Origin of the sequence: Paenibacillus auburnensis, assembly GCF_927798115.1 — a bacterium.
Classification (GTDB): domain Bacteria; phylum Bacillota; class Bacilli; order Paenibacillales; family Paenibacillaceae; genus Paenibacillus_AQ; species Paenibacillus_AQ auburnensis.
In genome coordinates, this window is record NZ_CAKMMG010000008.1 from 46624 (window position 1) to 64615 (window position 17992).

Annotated in this window: 20 protein-coding genes and 3 tRNA genes; 19 read left to right on the forward strand and 4 right to left on the reverse strand. The window is 50.4% G+C overall.

Annotation, left to right across the window (positions count from 1 at the left end; genetic code table 11):
- Positions 1-107: 107 nt before the first annotated feature.
- The 4 genes from L6H70_RS21700 to L6H70_RS21715 all read left to right on the forward strand — a co-directional run bounded on the left by L6H70_RS21700 (position 108) and on the right by L6H70_RS21715 (position 1994).
- A tRNA-Glu gene (locus tag L6H70_RS21700) sits at positions 108-182 on the forward strand.
- 3 nt (positions 183-185) lie between these two features.
- Positions 186-268 (forward strand) — tRNA-Leu (locus tag L6H70_RS21705).
- Between the two features lie 163 nt (positions 269-431).
- Positions 432-1247 carry a MerR family transcriptional regulator gene (locus L6H70_RS21710; protein WP_236336223.1) on the forward strand — a complete coding sequence of 272 codons (816 nt, stop codon included), beginning with the start codon at positions 432-434 and terminating at the stop codon, positions 1245-1247.
- Between the two features lie 63 nt (positions 1248-1310).
- Positions 1311-1994: a DUF554 domain-containing protein gene (locus L6H70_RS21715; RefSeq protein WP_236336224.1), complete on the forward strand. Its 684-nt coding sequence runs from the start codon at positions 1311-1313 to the stop codon at positions 1992-1994.
- A gap of 3 nt (positions 1995-1997) precedes the next feature.
- On the opposite strand, the gene L6H70_RS21720 is transcribed toward L6H70_RS21715, so the two are convergent.
- Both L6H70_RS21720 and L6H70_RS21725 read right to left on the reverse strand, forming a co-directional pair.
- The gene (locus L6H70_RS21720; protein ID WP_236336225.1) at positions 1998-2627 is read right to left on the reverse strand and encodes a PAS domain-containing protein; all 630 of its coding nucleotides are present in this window, start codon (positions 2625-2627) and stop codon (positions 1998-2000) included.
- A gap of 35 nt (positions 2628-2662) precedes the next feature.
- Complete coding sequence (locus tag L6H70_RS21725; RefSeq protein ID WP_236336226.1) at positions 2663-2860, reverse strand: XRE family transcriptional regulator; 198 nt, start codon at positions 2858-2860, stop codon at positions 2663-2665.
- Positions 2861-3002: 142 nt separating this feature from the next.
- Here L6H70_RS21725 and L6H70_RS21730 point away from each other — a divergent pair, with 142 nt between their 5' ends.
- Positions 3003-3368 (forward strand): helix-turn-helix domain-containing protein, encoded by a 366-nt coding sequence (locus L6H70_RS21730; RefSeq protein ID WP_236336227.1) that lies wholly within the window; start codon positions 3003-3005, stop codon positions 3366-3368.
- 82 nt (positions 3369-3450) lie between these two features.
- Positions 3451-3533 (forward strand) — tRNA-Leu (locus tag L6H70_RS21735).
- A gap of 200 nt (positions 3534-3733) precedes the next feature.
- Here the strand turns inward: L6H70_RS21735 and L6H70_RS21740 are convergent.
- Positions 3734-4213: a glutathione peroxidase gene (locus L6H70_RS21740; protein ID WP_236336228.1), complete on the reverse strand. Its 480-nt coding sequence runs from the start codon at positions 4211-4213 to the stop codon at positions 3734-3736.
- Between the two features lie 186 nt (positions 4214-4399).
- Between L6H70_RS21740 and L6H70_RS21745 the strand changes: the two genes are divergently transcribed.
- The 3 genes from L6H70_RS21745 (at position 4400) to L6H70_RS21755 (ending at position 5816) form a co-directional block, all read left to right on the forward strand.
- A complete protein-coding gene (locus tag L6H70_RS21745) occupies positions 4400-4819 on the forward strand; it encodes an Ohr family peroxiredoxin (protein WP_269751884.1) in 420 nt (139 codons plus the stop codon).
- A gap of 189 nt (positions 4820-5008) precedes the next feature.
- Positions 5009-5287: a hypothetical protein gene (locus L6H70_RS21750; RefSeq protein WP_054939250.1), complete on the forward strand. Its 279-nt coding sequence runs from the start codon at positions 5009-5011 to the stop codon at positions 5285-5287.
- A 109-nt stretch (positions 5288-5396) separates the two neighbouring features.
- Positions 5397-5816 (forward strand): thiol-disulfide oxidoreductase DCC family protein, encoded by a 420-nt coding sequence (locus L6H70_RS21755; RefSeq protein WP_236336230.1) that lies wholly within the window; start codon positions 5397-5399, stop codon positions 5814-5816.
- Between the two features lie 74 nt (positions 5817-5890).
- Here L6H70_RS21755 and L6H70_RS21760 read toward each other — a convergent pair whose 3' ends face one another.
- Positions 5891-7081, reverse strand: coding sequence for a copper amine oxidase N-terminal domain-containing protein (locus L6H70_RS21760; RefSeq protein ID WP_236336231.1), 1191 nt, complete (start codon positions 7079-7081; stop codon positions 5891-5893).
- Positions 7082-7368: 287 nt separating this feature from the next.
- On the opposite strand from L6H70_RS21760, the gene L6H70_RS21765 reads away from it, so the two are divergent.
- The 10 genes from L6H70_RS21765 (at position 7369) to L6H70_RS21810 (ending at position 17966) form a co-directional block, all read left to right on the forward strand.
- Positions 7369-8538, forward strand: a complete 1170-nt coding sequence (locus tag L6H70_RS21765) for a P-loop NTPase family protein (protein ID WP_236336232.1) — start codon at positions 7369-7371, stop codon at positions 8536-8538.
- Positions 8531-9796 (forward strand): TadA family conjugal transfer-associated ATPase, encoded by a 1266-nt coding sequence (locus L6H70_RS21770; protein WP_236336233.1) that lies wholly within the window; start codon positions 8531-8533, stop codon positions 9794-9796. Before L6H70_RS21765 ends, L6H70_RS21770 begins: the two co-directional genes overlap by 8 nt.
- 86 nt (positions 9797-9882) lie before the next feature.
- A complete protein-coding gene (locus L6H70_RS21775) occupies positions 9883-10641 on the forward strand; it encodes a type II secretion system F family protein (protein WP_236336437.1) in 759 nt (252 codons plus the stop codon).
- A gap of 12 nt (positions 10642-10653) precedes the next feature.
- The gene (locus L6H70_RS21780; RefSeq protein ID WP_236336234.1) at positions 10654-11526 is read left to right on the forward strand and encodes a type II secretion system F family protein; all 873 of its coding nucleotides are present in this window, start codon (positions 10654-10656) and stop codon (positions 11524-11526) included.
- 13 nt (positions 11527-11539) lie between these two features.
- Entirely contained in the window at positions 11540-11728 is a 189-nt protein-coding gene (locus L6H70_RS21785; protein WP_236336235.1) for a Flp1 family type IVb pilin, read from the forward strand.
- Positions 11728-12390 (forward strand): TadE/TadG family type IV pilus assembly protein, encoded by a 663-nt coding sequence (locus L6H70_RS21790; protein ID WP_236336236.1) that lies wholly within the window; start codon positions 11728-11730, stop codon positions 12388-12390. Before L6H70_RS21785 ends, L6H70_RS21790 begins: the two co-directional genes overlap by 1 nt.
- A gap of 76 nt (positions 12391-12466) precedes the next feature.
- Positions 12467-14731, forward strand: coding sequence for a coiled-coil domain-containing protein (locus tag L6H70_RS21795; RefSeq protein WP_236336237.1), 2265 nt, complete (start codon positions 12467-12469; stop codon positions 14729-14731).
- A 15-nt stretch (positions 14732-14746) separates the two neighbouring features.
- The gene (locus tag L6H70_RS21800; RefSeq protein WP_236336239.1) at positions 14747-15784 is read left to right on the forward strand and encodes a TadE/TadG family type IV pilus assembly protein; all 1038 of its coding nucleotides are present in this window, start codon (positions 14747-14749) and stop codon (positions 15782-15784) included.
- Positions 15785-15809: 25 nt separating this feature from the next.
- The gene (locus L6H70_RS21805; RefSeq protein ID WP_236336240.1) at positions 15810-16322 is read left to right on the forward strand and encodes an A24 family peptidase; all 513 of its coding nucleotides are present in this window, start codon (positions 15810-15812) and stop codon (positions 16320-16322) included.
- Between the two features lie 15 nt (positions 16323-16337).
- Positions 16338-17966, forward strand: coding sequence for a DUF6382 domain-containing protein (locus L6H70_RS21810; RefSeq protein ID WP_236336241.1), 1629 nt, complete (start codon positions 16338-16340; stop codon positions 17964-17966).
- Positions 17967-17992 lie beyond the last annotated feature (26 nt).

Sequence of the window (17992 nt, forward strand, 5' to 3'; positions counted from 1 at the left end):
ATCCGGCCGTTACTTCCCGTAAATTTTCATTCAAAAAAAGCTTGTCAAATCCTCATGGGTTTGATATACTCATTTTTGTTGTGGTAATAACATAACTTGCTAAGCATGGCTCGTTGGTCAAGGGGTTAAGACACCTCCCTTTCACGGAGGTAACATGGGTTCGAATCCCATACGAGTCACCATATGCGGTAGTGGTGGAATGGCAGACACGCTATCTTGAGGGGGTAGTGGGTGTATACCCGTGGAGGTTCGAGTCCTCTCTACCGCATAATAATTTGGTTAGCCGAAAGCCCTTGAGGAATCAAGGGCTTTTGTAATTGTAAGCTCACTTAAACCGACTAAAGACAGTCGGTTTATTTTTTTTACCAATGGATGATCACTGCTAACGCTATTTCATAAAGAGTCTGGCTGGAAAGGAGTATGTTGAGACCATGAACAATATGTTTTCAATCGGCGAAATATCAAAGCTCTTTCAAATCGATATCCGGACGTTGCGTTATTATGATGAAATTAAGCTGTTAATACCAGCGTTTGTTGATGAAATGACAGGGTACCGGTATTACTCCATTGACCAATTCGAGCGTTTGAACACAATTCTATACCTAAAAGCGTTAAATATTCCGCTTAAGGAAATCAAGGAGTTTCTGGATGATAGGGATATCGATCATATTTTGGTTTTATTAAAAGAGCAGCAGCGCAGAACGGAAGAGAAGATTCGTGAATTCAAACAGATTCAACGAAAAATTAACGACCGGATTCAGCAGATTGAAGAAGCGGCTAATGTGGAGGAGCTCTTTCAAATTCGGGAACAGCAGCTTCCGGATCGGATGATCGTTATGCTGAAACAAAAGATTCATAAAAATGATAATCTGGAGATGCCAATTCGTATTTTGGAGAATCAGAGCAAGATGAAATCCAGCATTTTTCTCGGACAGGTCGGACTAACTATATCGGTTAACAGTCTGCAGCAAAGTAAATTCGATGAGTATAATTCCCTATTTATGTTCATAGACCCGAATATACCTTTGGAAAAGGATATCAAGCCGCTCCCTCAGCATAAATATCTGACGATCCGGTTTGTAGGCACGCATGCAGATTCATCATTTTATTACCAAAAATTACTCACCTACGCAAATGATAAGGGATACGCTTTGGCAGATGATGCACTCGAAATTACATATATCGATTATGGACTAACACAGGATGCCTCCAGATTCGTTACCGAAATCCAACTGTCGGTAAATTAGGCATTGACCCTCTAGCTGCTGGAGGGTTTATGCTTTCGTTAAAAGAATCGTAGGAGAGATATAATGATTGGAACAATTGTTAATGTCGCTACAATTATTGCAGGCAGCGTAGCCGGAAGTGCTTTTAAGAAAAGTCTGAATGAATCCTATCAAAATATTCTTATGCAGGCAATGGGGCTGGCAGCGGCAGCGCTTGGCCTCCACTCAGCAGTCACGTACATGTCGGATAGCCGGTATCCCGTTTTGTTTATTATGAGCTTGGCCTTAGGCGGTGTTATCGGCCAGACGTTTGATGTGGAGCTGCGGTTTAAACAATTAGTTGCCAAAATTTCAAAGGGGGATTTGTCCGAAGGATTATCGACAGCCATATTGCTGTTTTGTTTTGGAACAATGTCTATCCTTGGACCCATAGAGAGTGCACTGCACGGAAATCATACCTATTTATTCACCAATGCGATCCTCGATGGGGTGACTTCGATGGTCCTGGCATCTACGTTCGGGATTGGAATAATTTTATCTGCCGCGGTGCTTTTTTGTTGGCAAGGATCTCTATATTTACTGGCAAATGTTTTATCAGGTTTCATTACGCCTGAACTGCTGACTGAAACATCGATTGTTGGCGGGGTGCTGATATTCTGCTCAGGCTTAAACATTCTTGGCATCGGAAAGTTTAAGACAATGAATCTGATTCCTGCGTTACTTATTCCTGTTATTTTTATTATCTTTACACAGGCAATAGAGATGTAACGATTATCGGTTCAGGGCTCCCGCGTATTTGGGATACAGCTGACGGATACAATCCGGGCAGATGTCATGTGTGAATTGCAGGGATAGCTGGAACTGAAGATAACGTTCGACCGATACCCATTCCTCATTGCTGCCCCTGACGGATTTGCAGGAAGCGCAGATCGGAACAAGGCTGCTGGAGATATGCCGGGGACGCAAGGGATGGCAGACGCGGACAGGATCAGATGGACGGATCTCGCCAGGGCCGTTGTCATGCATGGAAAGAGCGAGTGTCTGGAACCCTGCAGACTGCCCGGTCAGAAGCGGAAAGGCGTCCAGGCGGAATACTCTGCCCACCTTATCAGGGGTGTGGAGGATGAATTCTGAGCTAGAGACCAGGCGTCCGCCCTTAAGGATATGCTGTATGGACTCGTTAAGAGCTGTGAGCTGGACAGGGATGGCGATCCACTCTTCAAAAAGCTCTAGGTAATGAGCTCCAATCCGTTCATTTTCTGGAGAGAATCCATAGGAATGGCGGAATTCCTTCCAGCGATCATTGATAAATAAGATAAAACCATAGCTGTCGATAACAAGGAGGTTATGGGGGAGAGCATTAAGTGAAGAGGTAAGGGAAGAAGATAAGCTCAATGGCAAGGTTATCGCTCCTTGAATTCTTGCAGGATGGGAAGTTAAGATGGAGGCAGGTCCAGAAGCTGCGAAATCTGACGGCGGTAGCGCTCAGCCTTCCGTGTGCCATGGATTAGATTGGACAAGCGATAAGGCGGAATTCCGTACAACTCACAGAATTTCCTCTGGTCCAGCTGCATTTCTGTCAGACGCTGCTTAATAGCCCAGCCATAGGGGGTCACGGGACGTTTGCTGTTCAACAGGCTTCACCTCTTATCGACCATCCAGCACTATGGTATAATAGCGTACAATAATATTAACTAATTATATACTTTTTTGCGTCATTTTACAAGATTAATTACGTTATTACGTGAATTTGATGTAGTGGAAGGCGGTTGGCCGATGTCATCGATATACGAACGGATAGAATTCCTAATTAAGCAAAAAGGGCTTACGAAGAAGTCCTTCTGTGAGCAATTGAATATCAGCACAGGCAATATGGGGGACTGGAAACGGGGGAAGTCGACACCGGGAACCCATAAGCTGATCGAGATCGGCGCTTTTTTTCATGTGAGTCTGGATTGGCTGATTCTGGGGAAAACTGCAGCTGAAACGGTACGCGAAGGCGGCGGGGAGTATTCGTCTGCCCAAATGCGGCAACACAGTTGCCAAACTGAAGAGCTGCTGCCTAAGGAGCAGGAGTTCATCAAGGAATATATTGAATTTACCCAGTATCGTAGGCAGAAACAGGATGAGGGGAATTCTTAAAGGGTATCTTTACATTTTGTGAAATCCGTTTTATAATATTGAATGTTGGCCTCAGACACAGCTTTAACATTGTACACACCGCGCGGTAGTGGTGGAATGGCAGACACGCTATCTTGAGGGGGTAGTGGGTGTATACCCGTGGAGGTTCGAGTCCTCTCTACCGCATACTATGAAGAAACCTGAAATTCCTTGATTGCTAAGGGATTTCAGGTTTTTTCGTTCCTCTACATCCAGGCTTTACCGGCCCTGGTCGCTATCCTTTTTGTGCTCATGCAATGGTAAAGCTTTATTAGTTATAAAGAGACGCTTCGCACATGGCAAATGCCGTATGTGAAGCGTCTTTTTTGGGTTAGGATAAAATATATCTAGTCCAGCAGTTTGGCGATATCCGCTTCAATCTGATCCGGTGTGGTCTGCGGCGCAAACCGCTTCAGTACACGGCCCTCCTGATCGACCAGGAATTTGGTGAAGTTCCATTTGACACTCTTTGAGCCAAGCACGCCTGGAGCTTCTTTGGACAAGTATTTGAACAGCGGATGCGCATCGTCACCCTTCACATCAACCTTTTCATACATCGGGAAGGTTACACCGTAATTGATTTCGCAGAATTCAGCGATGTCCTCGCTTTCCCCCGGCTCCTGTCCGGCAAATTGGTTGCTTGGAAAGCCGAGCACTTCAAAACCGCGGTCTTTGAATTTATCGTATACCTCTTGAAGCCCCTTGTACTGTGGGGTAAATCCGCATTTACTGGCTGTGTTCACGACGAGCAGCACTTTACCTTTGTACTTTGACAGTGATTCTTCTTGTCCGCGCAAGGTGTTGGCTTCAAAATCATAAATGCTCATGAATCTGGCCTCCCGAATATAAATTTATCACAATTTAATTTTACACCATTTATCGCAGGATGCAAGCCGCTGAGGTGTGACAACATTGTATTATCGTTTCAAATAATGACCATTGTTTAAGGTTTAAGTATGCGCGATTAACAAAATCGGTTCAAAAGGAGAAGATTAAAAATGACAACATTGAAAATGAAGGCCTTGTATACAGCGACAGCTACAGTCCGCGGCGGACGTGAAGGTTCTGTGGAATCCTCGGACGGCGCTTTGAAGCATGATTTGAAAATGCCCAAGGAGCTTGGCGGACCGGGAGGCAATGGCACCAACCCAGAGCAGCTGTTTGCGGCAGGGTATGGAGCCTGTTATGAGAGTGCACTTGCCAATATTGCCCGTAAAGAGGGCGTAAAGCTTCAGGATGTTGTGGTTACTTCCAACGTGCTGATCGGCAAGGACGAAAGCGATGGAGGGTTCAAGCTGGCGGTGAAGCTGGATATCAGCCTGCCGGGCATTGAACGTGCGAAGGCGGAGGAGCTTGCTGCAAAAGCACATGAATTCTGTCCATACTCCAAAGCGACCCGCGGGAACATTGAGGTTGAATTAAATGTAATCTAAGAGCGGTATAAACTCATATTCCTGGGAATAATGGCTAAATAGAGACGGATAACACATATGAGTAATAAATAGCGGGCGGCAGCGCGTACTTTGGTTGACATCACCCCCAAAATTCTTTAATATGTCTAAGTATCTGTTAAAGTTGCGTGCGCTACTAAATACCAAAAATTTAAATAATGGGTGATGAAGATGTCTTACAGACCGAAAATTACGAATGTGACCAAAGCCAGCAGCAATGATAAAGAAGGCTTGTACGAATTTATTATTAAGACTGCTGACGGAACACAGTGCCGCGCGTTCTACAGTCGGTTTCCGGAATGGAAAATGACGAACATCAGCCGCCTGCTTAAAACCCCATGCCCGGTTTGCCGTAAAGATTTCATCTGCAAATGCATGGAAGCATTCACAGCTGATTTTGAAGGACAAATGATCGGGGACGAATGGATCGACAAGGCGATTGCCGAATAATTAAACGGACGGACGAATGAGAGCGCGGGAGCTATCCCGCGTTTTTGTTTTTTCTTTGGATTAGGTTAGATCAAGTAGGATATGCTGAGCAAACAAGGGGGTGTGGAATATGGAGCAAAGGTATGGAGGAGGAGAAGGGCAAGCGGTTGTACTGATCGACGGTGTATGTCATCTTTGCCAGGGCCTGGTCCGCTTCATTATTCCGCGTGATCCCGGGGGGCGTATCAGGTTTGCAGCTCTGCAGAGCGATGTTGGGCGTGAACTGCTGATTACTGCAGGCCTTGAGACAGACCAGCTAAACACAGTTGTACTGTTTGAGAAGGGAAGGTTTTATACAGAGTCGTCTGCTGTGCTGCGCATCGCCCGCATGCTGCGTTTTCCGTGGCCAGCCGCCTATATCTTCATTCTTGTGCCCCGTCCGCTGCGCAGCGCCGTATATCGGCTTGTAGCAAGAAACCGTTACCGTTGGTTCGGGCGTGATGAGCATTGCCTGCTCCCTACGCCGGATATCCGGAAGAGATTTCTCTGAAGGGTTAGGCAGCAGTTGATATGAAAAGCAGCAGCGGGAGAGCCCCCGCTGCTGCTTTTTTGTAAATATAAGATTTATTTAGTGATTGCTTCTGCTGATAGCGGGTAGCTTTGGACAAGCTTCCATTTTCCATCCGCCGACTTTTTCAGCGTAGTGACCATGGTGGTGCGGTTGTCCTGGAATTGTGGTCCTTTAAGCTTCTTGGTCGTCTGTACTGAATATATGGCGGCTTCATTACCTGTATAGTCGATAATCTTCGAGGATTCAATCACGGTTTGAAGATCGTAAGCCTGGAAAACCTGGCCGGCCATTACTTTGTTCTGCTCGTACGCGGGGGAGGACTCGTCAATGGTAGACTGCACACCCTCAAGATCCTCTTTGTTGGTGAAGTCAATATTTGCGGCAAATACAGCTTTGATCGCTGCCTCATCCGTCTGCGGCACAGTAACGGCGGCATTCAGAACCCCTTCCGGAAGGCTATATTTCATAGCCTGAACCTGCACATTGCTGATTTTCCAGGCGGAATCCTTGGAACTGCGGGTTAAGGAATAGACATTCTCCGATTGACTGTTTGGCATGAACGGACCGCTGACTTTTTCGGAGGACTCAATGGTATGTACAGTCACCTCATTGGTCTTTACATCGATAATGTTCATCTGATCTACCGTATTTTTGAGATCGTAGGTAGCGTATTGTTCCTTGAGCTGCGGGCCAATCTGAGTCAGAGGGGATTTGGAATCAATGAGGCTCATGAATCCGTCATAGTTCTCTTCATTAGAATAGGATACATACTTTTTGAAGAAATCAGCAATCTCAGCAGTATCTACAGAGCTCTGGAGGCTGGTGATCTCAACGGTTCTGGTAGTAGCATTCCAGACCACGTTGTTGCCTGTGGCTTCACTTACAAACCGGACCGGTACATAAGTGACGTTATTAACCATTTTGGGAGCAGTCTGCAGCGGTTTGATGATTCCGTTAATGCTCGCATTTTTGCTGCCGATCTGCAGCTTGATGGTCAGACCTTCCTTGGTGGCGGTTATCGTGCTTGTCTTGGCGTCAAATACCAGTTTCAAGCCCAGCTTCTCAAAAATAGGACGCATGGGAACGAGGATGGAGTGTCCGTCATTCAGGGGGGCATTGGTTGTTGTCAGGTTAAGCTTTTGCTGGTCAATCTGGACTGAGATTGGTTTCTCTGCTGCGGATGCGGACAAGCTGATAGCGCTGGATAAGGTGAGTACAGCAATAAATCCGGGTAGTATTTTCATTTGCGGAAAATCTCCTTTTTAAATAGTAGTGTGGTTGGATAATGTCTGCCATCTGATATTATAACCGAGAAATACATCTTGGGTATATATCCCATTTTGGATATGGCCTGCCAGAAAATCAGGAGCTAGCCGCCATACGATAAAAAAATTATTGCTGCTCTACTGCATATATGCTACTATAGCTGTAAATTAAAGGATTACAGCGGAAGCACCGTTCAATGACCGTATCTCACGGTTATTGGCGGTGCTTTTTTTGTTGTCTCAATTACAGAAAGGAGAGTGGCTTCATGGCGGCGAGAATTGTACTGGCCGTGCGCGAGAGTCAATACATTGAACCGTTGCTGCATTATATCCATCACAGTGATTACGGTGAGCTGTTGCGGGTATCAGCGTTCAGCAGGCCGGAAACCTTTATGGAATTTATGAAAAGCGAAGAGACGGTGGATGCGGTCGTCGGAGATCCCTTCTTCATTGAAGCCTGGCTGGTGGAAGGGAAGAACACGGTGCCGTGGGCGGTCCTTAGTGAGGATGGCCGGACATTAGGCAAGAGTGCTAATCTGGCTGGCGGATTGGTCATTGCGAAATACCAGTCACTTCCCGCACTTCTCGAATCCATACTCCAGCTGTGTGATGTGGTTCGATCCAGGCCATCCTCCGCGGATAGAGAACAGACCCTCATGTTCGGAGTGGTCTCGGCGACGGGCAGCAGCGGCAAAACAACGCTTGCGCTCAATATGTCCAAACAGCTTACGGATCTAGGGCTGTCTGTCTTCTATTTGAATCTCGAAAGTGTGGACAGCAGCGGATTGTTTGTGCCGGCGCCGACCGGGAACACACCCGGACTGGAACGGTTGCTTTATGACCTCAAAGCAAGCCGGGGGGATGGGGGCAAGAATAACACAGGGAGTATTGAGCTGGGAAGATATGTAGCCAGGTATGACCGCCTGCGCTGTGATGCATTCAGACCTGTAGAGAACTTCAAAGAAATGCTCCAGATGACCCGGCAGGATACGCTGGATTTATTGGATCTGCTGGATGCAGCCGGAAGCTATGACATCGTGATCGTTGATGCCGGCAGTATTGAAGAGGAACGGACTCTGGCTGTATTGCAGCGGTGCGGGATCCTGCTATGGATGCTCAGAAACGATGAGGCAAGCATGTACAAAACCCTAAGGTGGCTGGAGCATGGCAGCTATCCGCATTCCGGCTGGCCGCCGGATATTCAGGAGAGGAGCCGGTTTGTACTAAACTTTGCCGCGGATTTAGTGGCGGGCACACCGGTTCCTGAAGGAATCAAGCTGGATGGGCTGCTTCCTTATATTCCGTCCTGGGCCTTACGGCATCATGTTGAGCTCTGCCTCAGTTCTCCGCAGTTTATGGCAGGCGTTCAGCAGCTCTGCGAAGGAATCATAGAGCCGGCATTACCCCGTGTGTTTACAGGTAATCTGCATGAATGAAGAGCTGTTCAGGAAGCTGAGGCGTGACATCCGCGCAGGGCTCGATGTTACAGCGGCTGTAGGCAACCATGAGCTCAGCGCATATATAGAACGAATCATTCTGGAAATGCAGAGCCTGCGGTATTTAACCGCCCAGGAGAAGCATGAGCTGGTGAAGAAGCTGTTCGATTCCTTCCGGGGGCTCGATGTGCTGCAGCCGCTGGTTGATAATCCGGCAATCACTGAGATTATGATCAACAGCCATGATGAGATTTTTGTGGAGGAGGAGGGTCAGATCCGGCGCCTGCCGCTGGCCTTTGAGTCCCGGAGCAGACTGGAGGATATCATCCAGTCTGTGGTATCCGGGGTGAACCGGGTAGTCAATGATTCCTCGCCGATTGTGGATGCACGGCTGCGGGATGGCTCACGCGTCAATGTTGTGCTGCCGCCGGTGGCACTGAAAGGGCCGGCCATGACCATCCGCAAATTTCCCGAATCGCCGATGACAATGGGCGAACTGGTACGGCGCGGTGCGCTAAGCGGAGAGGCGGCGGAGTTTCTGCAAATTCTTGTTGCCGCCGGATACAACATTTTTATCAGCGGCGGCACTGGCTCCGGCAAGACTACATTTTTAAACGCCTTGTCCCAGTTCATTCCGCCGCAGGAACGGGTCATTACGATTGAGGACTCTGCCGAGCTGCAGATTGTCACTGTACCTAACCTTGTCTCCCTGGAGACGAGGAACGCCAATACGGAGGGACGCGGGGAGATTACCATCCGTGACCTGATCCGTTCGTCCCTGCGGATGCGGCCGAACCGAATCGTGGTCGGCGAGGTCCGGGGAGCCGAATGCCTGGATATGCTGCAGGCGATGAACACCGGCCATGCGGGAAGCTTGTCCACAGGGCATTCGAACAGCGCACGGGATATGGTCAGCCGCCTGGAGACAATGGTGCTCAGCGCAGCCGATCTTCCGGTAGCCGTAGTTCGGCAGCAGATCGGCTCGGCGATTGACATCTTCGTGCATCTCTCCAGGCTGCGGGACCGTTCACGAAGAGTGCTGGAAATTTGCGAGGTCATTGGAATACAGGATGGGGAGGTGGTGCTGAACCCCTTGTATGAGTTCCGGGAGACAGGGGAAAGTGACGGCAGGGTAGACGGCGCCCTTGTTGCCTGCGGGAATCCTCTGCAGCACTCCGGCAAACTGAAGATGGCCGGAGTGAGTAACTATCCGCTGGCGCAATTTGAGTCTGGGATTTTAAAAGGGGTGCTGATATGAAGCAGTCGCACAGGATACCTGTCCGCGTACCGGTGCGGCGAAGAAGAATAGGTGTTGTAAGAGAGAAGGAAGTGAATGAAAAGGAGATGCAAAGGAGGCCTCAACTGCCGGAGTATACGGTGTACATATTGTCCCCCGGATTAAAAACGCTGGCGGTGCTGGCAGGGGGGTTGCTGCTTTTTGGCCTAGGCTATCTGTTCTATCACCAGGTGCTGCTCTCCTTGCTACTGGTTCCGGGAGGAGCCTATGCGCCCCGGATTCTGCGTGATTATCTCAGAGACCGGCGGCGCTCGGCGCTCAACCTGCAGTTTAAGCAGACCTTGTTTTCACTCTCTTCTTCGCTTTCCGCCGGACGTTCGGTAGAGAATGCTTTTCGTGAGGCAGTTGCGGATCTGCAAATGCTCGACCCGGAGGGAAGCAGCGATATGCTCTCAGAGCTGACAATTATCTGTGCCCGGATGGAATATAACCAGCCGGTGGAGGAGGCGCTGCATGACTTCAGCCTGCGGGCCGGGATGGAGGATGTTGAGCGGTTTGCCGATGTGTTCTCCGTCTGCAAGCGCACTGGCGGCGACCTTGTCGAAGTGGTGCGCAGAACGTCCACGATTATTGGAGAGAAGCTTGATATTCAGCAGGATATTGCCGTCAGTATTGCCCAGAAGAAATTCGAGGCCAAAGCGCTGCTGGCCGCTCCGTTAATGATGGTTTTGTTTATGAGCCTGACTGCAAGTGACTATATGCAGCCAATGTATACCGGTGCAGGAATGGCTATTTCTACGTTGGCGCTGGCCGGTCTGTTTCTCTGTTATCTCTGGACTTCCAAGATCATGAATATACCGCTGTAAGGGGGTGAGGTGATGCGGTGGATATGCGGCGGGGCCGCGATAGCTTTAGGACTGGGCTGGATGCTTCTGCGGCTGAAATGCAGCCGCCGGTATGCCGTGCTGCGCAGCCTGCCGATGGAGGGACTGCGGCTGCGTGGAATTGGAGAACCGTTTCTGCTGCTGATCGAGAGATGGAGAATTGGCAGTCATCTGCCTTCGGTCATGTTCAGAATCCAACGGTCGCTGCAGCAGAGTTATGGCATGCGACACAGCGCAGAGCGGACATTGATCTTTATGGCTGAAATGTTCAGCTACAGCTGGCTGTTTATGCTTGGGGGCAGCCTGCTGACTGCCTTCAGCGGTGAGCAGGCCGGAATTATAATCGGCGCGGTCCTGGCGCTGATATTACCGGTTGCGCTGGTCAGTGATCTGCATAAGAAAGTAAGGCTGCGTGAACAGAATATTATGCTGGAGCTGCCTGAGCTCCTGAACAGCATCGTACTGCTGGTTGGTGCCGGAGAGACTGTGCAGCGGGCGATAATCCGCTGTGTTGAGAGCCGCAAGGGCAACTACAGTCATCCGCTTTATAAAGAATTATTTATTATGACTACGGAATGGGAAGGCGGCTATTCGTTCCAGCAGGCTTTCGAGAATTTCAGCAAACGCTGCGCGGTACAGGAGGTGTCACTGTTTACAACGACGGTGCTGCTGAATTACCGCAGAGGCGGTGCAGACTTTGTTTTATCGTTGCGGGATCTTTCGCGGATGTTATGGGAGAAACGGAAGGCGGTCAGCCGGACGCGCGGGGAACAGGCTTCCTCGAAGCTGGTTTTCCCGATGGTGCTAATTTTTTTGATTGTAATTGTGCTGGTGGGAACACCGGCGATCATGATGCTGAAAATGTAGGAGGATGAGGAGAATGATGACAACGATAGCGGAAGCTGCAAAAGGTTTGTGGAAGGATGAAGAGGGGCTGGGCACGCTGGAGATGATTATGATCATTGCGGTTTTGATTGCGGTGGTTCTGGTGTTCCGCACAGAAATTGTGAAGGTGGTCAAGGATTTGATCAGTACAGCCGGAAGTAAGAGCCAGGAAGTTTTTGATTGATGAATCTGAAGAATGACGAAGGCAGCTTCACCATTGAAGCGTCTATGCTGCTGCCCATCATCATGGGGATTACGATGCTGCTGTTGTTCTTCTGTCTGTATACCTACCAGAGGACTATGCTGCTGCAGGTAGCCTCTGTTACGGCAGAACGGGCGGCTTTCAATTGGGATAACAGTCATAAAGGTGCGGAGGGGGCCTTCGCGATTGGGGATTATGATTCGCTGTACTGGCGCATTGGAGAGGATGGATTGCTTACCTCACTTTTTGGCGCAGAAGCTAAAGATGGGGGAGTTCAGCTGACCCTGCCTGCTGCGGGAGGCTCCGGGGCATTGCCGGTTGTCAAACTTCAGCAATCGGCCGGGAAGGTTCCGGCTAATATGACAGGTGAGCTGGCTTACACCTATAGTCTGACAAGCCGCAAAGTAAGTACGGAGCTTAAGCGTGTGCTTCATTTACCGGTACTGGATGATATCCTCGAGGATAACGCTGAACCGGTAGTTTGGGCACAATCGGTTGTTGCAGATCCTGTGGAGTTTATCCGCACCGTGGACCTGATGCGTTATTACGGAGCAAAGTTCAAGGGGAAGGGTCAGGTCAGCGGTTCCGGGACAAGCATGGAGAAGCAGGACGCAGGCAAGATGCTGACTAAGCTGAAAGAATAAGCAGCTAGATAAAGTAGGGGATTTTGAGTCTTAAGGAGCGATGGCTCAGGATAACACGCCAGGGGAGGCAGATCGATTGAGGATTGTAAAGGCTTTGACTTCCGGCCAGCGAAAAGAGCAGAAATCCAGGCGGAACAACCGGACCGAAGGCTCAGTCTCGATTTTTCTGATCATGGTGCTGGCATTTGTATTCCTGTTCACCGCTGTATTGATTGATTATGCAAGGATTGCTGCGGCGAATGTACAGCAGGAGCGTCTGGCAAGGGCGGCGGTCCGCTCAGTGATGTCCTCTTATGATATCAGCCTGCGGGAGAATTACGGCTTGTTCACCTTCGGGGGCGATGACGGAGATCAGCTGCTGTCCGGTGTGCTGAATGATAATTTATACGAGAGCGGCCGGGGGGATGCCTTCAATCTGCTGCCTGTGAAGCTGGACACCTCCTCGTTAACCTGGAGCCGTCCCATTGGGAACTACGATATCTTCCGCAGACAGATTGCCGAGGAGATGAAATATAAGGCACCGATCGACTTTACACTGGAGCTGGCCGGAAAGTTCAAGCCGCTGTCAGCAGCGATGGGGGAAGCTTCACGTTCAACGAAGGTGCTCGGTAAGCTGCAGCCTTTATATGATGCGCGCGAAGCAGCACTGGATCTCATGATGAAGCGGCGGCGGCAGGCAGCGGAGAGCGGGAGAATACTGCAGCAGATGATTATGAATCCTCCTCAGGATGATATTAGTAGTCTTTCTCTTGGGAATATTGCATCAGCCGCTGATATTGTGGCCATGTACAGAGATTATGTTGGAAAATACTACGCTGACCTATACCGTGACCGGGAAACGCAGTCTGAAAAGTATCAGCAGGCTCTTGCCCGCTACATAGAGCAAGCTGCTGCTCTGATTTCCGAGCTCCCTGGCACATTGTCCGCTTACAAGCTGCAGCATAGCTCTCTGATGGCTGAGGCGAAAGAGGCGCTTAAGCAGGCCGGGGAACTAAATGAGCAGATGAGAATTGTGCTGGAGCAATCCAGAAACAGCGGGGCTGAGAGCGGTGAAGCTTCGGCAAACGGCTGGGATATTCCGGGCAACAGCAGTACTGAACTGAGTGCCGCGCCGCTGGCGAAGCTGCGTGAGCAGGAAGACGCGCTTATTCTTACACCTGCTGAAATCAGCGGGATGGAGCAAAATTTGCATGCACAGGAGTTAGCTTTGCAGGCGGTAGAACCACCGGTTTCCGTACTGCCGGCCGTGCTGTCCGAAGTCTCCGGGCTATATGCTGATTTCACCCAGATGAGTACCGCCGTAATAGACGCTTCACGTGCCAGCAGTAATTATCTGAACAATTACGGAGATAACGGGGCCGTTATTACAGCCGAAGCTGCCCGGATCGAAGCGCACCGGACCTCGGATGATGAACGTAAGCAGCTGGAACAGCAGGCCAAAACCAAGCTTGGAGATGCCATGAAGCTGCTGGAGCAGATACGCAGTCTGGGAGATAGGGCGCAGGCAGCTATGGGGCGTTACGGTACACTCAGGCAATATTATGAGGAGAATATTAAGCTTAATCAGGCACAGGATCAGGAAACAACAGGGGAATCCGGGGGCGGTGCGGATATTTATTCTGCAGGCGGCTCAGCAATGGGGAAGGTGGATGGTCTATATGCATCCATAGGCAGCATTATGAAGGGCGCGCGGGATAGGCTGTTCCAAACAGAATACTCTACGCTATATTTTCCGCATTTTGATCTTTCTTTGCTGACACCGGCCGTCTCTGGTCCTGCTGGTGATACAGCCTCTGTGCTGGCTGATCAGCTAGATCCGCATGCCCAAGAGCTGGAGTACATTTTATACGGCTTTCATAATCCGGCAGGAAATGTGGCGGCAGCCTTTGGGGAGATCTTTGCACTCAGGCTGGCTATCAGGACGATGGAGGGCTTTATCGAAAGTGCCCGGCTCAGCAATCCGCTGGCTATTCTGGCTGCGGCACTGCTGTACGGTGTGGAGCATGCAGTTCAGGATATGCTGCTCCTATGCAAGACAGGAGAGGTTCCGTTGTCCAAATACTTGCCTGCAAAGCTGAATTACCGCGATTACTTGCGCCTGTTCATGCTGCTGCACGGGGCGGGGAATGTACAGTTGTCCCGGATGCTGGCCCTGATCAGGCTTGATACAGGAATCAACCCGGCGGAAAGGTTCACTTACGCTTCAGCAGAGATTCGTATGGGCCTGCGGCTGTGGTTTTTGCCGGGTGTGGTGAAGCTGCTGGATTATAGCTCGGCTCTGCCCGGTGAGGTGGAAGATAAAGTGTACTACCGGGCAGTGCAGGCTGATTTTTCTTATTAGCAGGAGGTTGGCAGAATGAAACGCTGGTACCAGAGACGATGCAAGCATCAGGATGAAGGCAGTATGGTTGTTGAAGCGGCTATGGTCCTTCCTATGTTTATTCTGTTCGTCTTATTCCTGATCTTTATCGTTCAGATGACGTTGTATTCGACGGCTCTGCAGAGTACCGCCTCCGACACAGTCAAGATGATCTCAACCCATATCTATCCTGCGGCTTTGGCATCGCAGAAGTGGGGGGAGCAGAATAGCGTTATAGCTGATCCGGCAGGTGCCGGCGGCAATAGCGGGAATGCAGGCGGAGCAGCGGATGGAACAACTGCAGGAGCAGCTGCCGGTTCAACATTGTCTTCCGGCAAGTGGGGGATTCCCCGTCTGTCACTTACAGAATGGAGCGACAGCTACGCAGCTGATCTGCCGGCACCTGTTGATGAGTGGGTCAGATCTGCCGTGCAGCGCGCAGAGGGTCCGCTGCAGGAGCTTCAGGCTGAGGCTTCGCAGTCTGTGCTTGACCTTGCACTTAAGCCTCTAGTCAAGCCGTATATGGCTACAGATTGGCTGGAATATGACCGGCTTCATATCTCCAATGTTACCGTTCCGGAGCTGAAGAACGGCACACGCCCCTACTTCGGACTGGTCGTCAGCTACGAGCTGCCGATGAAGGTTCCTTTTCTGAACCGGAGTATCGTTCTGGAAGCTAGCGCGGTAGAACGACTCTGGATAGGGAATACCGATGCTGCAGGGCAGAACGGGAATGCCGGAGAGGCCGGGGAGCATGGCTCCATCGTAATACTGGACAAGCCGAATCCCGGCGTTGCTAATCATCAAGGCAGGATCCGGGTCAAGGTTCCGCCGGGAGCATCGGCTAACCTGTCAATTTTCTATAAGAGCGGTCAGAGTACTGCGAAATATTTGGGCTGGAAGCAGGCAGACGAAGCCGGATATATCGAATGGGAATGGAAAATCGGGGTGAATACAACGCCGGGTTCCTGGCCCTTTGTAATCACTTTGGACGATGGGACCAGCCTGGAAGCAACTTTTACAGTAGTGAAATGATATAGCGGAAGAGGGTGAATTGCAGATGGCGGAATGGGCTTTTTGGGGCTGCCTGATTTTTCTGGGGGCGGCATTCATCACGGATTTGCGGCGGATGCGGATACCGAACTGGATCTCCGTGCTTGCTTTGGTGACGGGGCTATGTTCAAGGGGATTCATATACGGCTGGCATGGATTGCTGTTCGCACTTTGTGGTGCATCCGCGGGGTTTGCCGTACTGCTGCTTATGTATTTCATGGGAGCGGTGGGTGCCGGGGATGTAAAGCTTTTTGCCGGGATGGGGGCCTGGCTGGGGGTATGGTTCTCACTGCAGGTAATTATGTATTCCGTTTTGTTCGGCGCTGTGATCGGTTGGATCATTGTGCTGTCCCGAAGGGAGACAGGCAGGCGCATGCGCAACATTATCAGCAGGACTGCCGGATTTTTGCTGCTGCGTAATCCTGCTTTACTAAGAAGCGGAAAAGACAGCGAGATGCTAAGGTTTCCTTTTATGCTGGCTGTTCTTCCGGGATATTTATGCGCCTATGTCTACCTTTAGATTAGGAGGTGATGTTTGTTGTTTGGACTAAACCGTGATTTTATACAACAGGATGGTATATCGATGCAGCTGGGGAGCCCTGACGGATTGTCGGCCGCAGATCTTAACATGGTGCAGGCCAGGATGCTGATGAATACGAGTATTCCGCATCATCTGCGGCTGCTGCTTAGGGAAGTCGATTTACAGGTCACGCTTGAGTATGCGGTGTCCCGCCGCAAAATGCTCAGTCATCTGCTGAAAAGTGAAAAACTGGGCATGGCCGAATTCTTTGGATTGCTACTGCAAATTAGCCGGGGGATCGAAGAGGGCAGGCTGTATATGCTACGGGCGGAGCAGTACGCACTTCATGAGGACTATATTTTTGTAGACGGGTCTCTAAGCAGCGGCAAGGTATATTTAACTTACATACCCTTGCAGTCTGCGAGACTGCAGGCACCACCTGGAGAGAGCATGAAGGCTCTGATCATGGTGCTTATGGCATCGGTCACAGAGCTTTCGGGAAGCGGGGTCCAAAGACTGCTGCAGTACTGTGCCAGTGAGGAATTCAATATAGGAGGACTCAAAGCGCTGCTGGCAGAGCTGCTGGCTGATGGAATCCCTGTAAGGAGACCTTCCGGAAATACGGATTCCGCACCACCGGCTGCAGAGACAATGATTAAGCAGAACCCGCAGGTGACTGCAGCGGTGGAACCAGCTGTGCCACGGAGATGGTCATTCACTCAGCCACAGGTGGAAGCAGCCAGTGCTGGGCAGATTGAAGCTCCATGGAGCAATTCTTTACCTAAACTCCGGTTAAAGGAAGAATTGGACTCGCTTGGTCCTGAAGATACCGTGAATGACGGGAACTTACCTTCCTCCTATAGAACTTATGCTGCATTAGTCGCTGTTTTGGTAGATGCGTTGTTGTGGAAGTTTCTTTATTTGGATCAACCGCTCATGATCTGGTTAATTGTTTGCCTTACAGCGACCTTAATACTGGGGATTCTGTGCTGGCTGGTATGGAGTGAAAGATTGATGTTCGGGCGGAATAAGGTGGAGGCTGACAACGAGGAAGTACCTGAGCCGGAAGTGGGAGGGGGAGATAAACACAGGCAAAGCCGCAAGCTGAAGGAGCTGGAATGGGATTTTGGCAGAAATCCGCTAGCGCCTGTTCGTCCCCTGGCTCCAATCAGGACTGAACGGGAGCCGGCTGCACCGGATTATCCGGATATAGAGGATATGCGGCTTAGGACGGCAGTGGAGGGCAGACATCAACCTGCCCCAGAAGCGGCAACAGCGTTGCTGACGCGCAGTGATGCTCCGGGGACGGAGCGGGAGAAGGCAGAGCAGGCACGTGCAGCTCCTTATCTTGAACGAATCCAGACAGATGAAGGCGATATCCGGGAGCGGATTGAACTGAACCGTGCCAGCTTTATCATCGGCCGCTCCCCGGAGGTTGCCCAGTATGTAGAGAAGTCCGAGGGAGCCTCAAGGGTGCATGCCGAAATATCAAGGGGCCCGGCAGGGTATATCCTGAAGGATCTGGATTCCAGAAACGGGACACTGTATCAGGGAGCTCCGATGATCCCCTACAAGGAATATCCGCTGACTGAAGGGGGTGTGTTTACAATCGTAAAAGGCTGTTACACCTTCCGTTCAGCCTGAGAACAGGCCGGGGAGAAAGGGCATAC

Coding starts and splice junctions, on each gene's coding strand:
- L6H70_RS21710 (WP_236336223.1), top strand. CDS start 432: ATGAACAATATGTTTTCAATCGGCGAAATATCAAAGCTCTTTCAAATC.
- L6H70_RS21715 (WP_236336224.1), top strand. CDS start 1,311: ATGATTGGAACAATTGTTAATGTCGCTACAATTATTGCAGGCAGCGTA.
- L6H70_RS21730 (WP_236336227.1), top strand. CDS start 3,003: ATGTCATCGATATACGAACGGATAGAATTCCTAATTAAGCAAAAAGGG.
- L6H70_RS21740 (WP_236336228.1), bottom strand. CDS start 4,213: ATGAGCATTTATGATTTTGAAGCCAACACCTTGCGCGGACAAGAAGAA.
- L6H70_RS21745 (WP_269751884.1), top strand. CDS start 4,400: ATGAAGGCCTTGTATACAGCGACAGCTACAGTCCGCGGCGGACGTGAA.
- L6H70_RS21750 (WP_054939250.1), top strand. CDS start 5,009: ATGTCTTACAGACCGAAAATTACGAATGTGACCAAAGCCAGCAGCAAT.
- L6H70_RS21755 (WP_236336230.1), top strand. CDS start 5,397: ATGGAGCAAAGGTATGGAGGAGGAGAAGGGCAAGCGGTTGTACTGATC.
- L6H70_RS21760 (WP_236336231.1), bottom strand. CDS start 7,081: ATGAAAATACTACCCGGATTTATTGCTGTACTCACCTTATCCAGCGCT.
- L6H70_RS21765 (WP_236336232.1), top strand. CDS start 7,369: ATGGCGGCGAGAATTGTACTGGCCGTGCGCGAGAGTCAATACATTGAA.
- L6H70_RS21770 (WP_236336233.1), top strand. CDS start 8,531: ATGAATGAAGAGCTGTTCAGGAAGCTGAGGCGTGACATCCGCGCAGGG.
- L6H70_RS21775 (WP_236336437.1), top strand. CDS start 9,883: ATGCAAAGGAGGCCTCAACTGCCGGAGTATACGGTGTACATATTGTCC.
- L6H70_RS21780 (WP_236336234.1), top strand. CDS start 10,654: ATGCGGTGGATATGCGGCGGGGCCGCGATAGCTTTAGGACTGGGCTGG.
- L6H70_RS21785 (WP_236336235.1), top strand. CDS start 11,540: ATGATGACAACGATAGCGGAAGCTGCAAAAGGTTTGTGGAAGGATGAA.
- L6H70_RS21790 (WP_236336236.1), top strand. CDS start 11,728: ATGAATCTGAAGAATGACGAAGGCAGCTTCACCATTGAAGCGTCTATG.
- L6H70_RS21800 (WP_236336239.1), top strand. CDS start 14,747: ATGAAACGCTGGTACCAGAGACGATGCAAGCATCAGGATGAAGGCAGT.
- L6H70_RS21805 (WP_236336240.1), top strand. CDS start 15,810: ATGGCGGAATGGGCTTTTTGGGGCTGCCTGATTTTTCTGGGGGCGGCA.